Here is a 255-nt window from a genome sequence, read left to right as displayed (position 1 = left end):
ATCTTCCCCGGCAATAACATCTTCTTCAACAATAAAAAGGGCACCGACGCCGAACTGGACGTGGATGACACCGATAGCTATGGCCCGGAGACCATCACCCTGCAGAAAAAGCATTACGGCGAAAGCTACGTCTATGCCGTGCACGACTATTCCAACAGCGGCTCTCCCACCTCCAGCGAGTTGTCCAACAGTGAGGCCAAGGTGTTCGTGTACATGGGGCAATCCCTGGTACGCACCTACTATGTGCCGCAGAAC

Annotated in this window: 1 pseudogene; it reads left to right on the top strand. The window is 54.1% G+C overall.

From position 1 onward, the window contains the following. Positions 1-255 (top strand): annotated as a pseudogene (locus AAEZ05_RS29330) (hypothetical protein); the annotation flags it as partial.

Source organism: Pseudomonas sp. HY13-MNA-CIBAN-0226 (genome assembly GCF_040310305.1).
GTDB classification, from domain to species: domain Bacteria; phylum Pseudomonadota; class Gammaproteobacteria; order Pseudomonadales; family Pseudomonadaceae; genus Aquipseudomonas; species Aquipseudomonas gregormendelii.
Note: the sequence above shows the minus strand (reverse complement) of the source record. Positions and strands in the feature narration are given on the sequence as shown.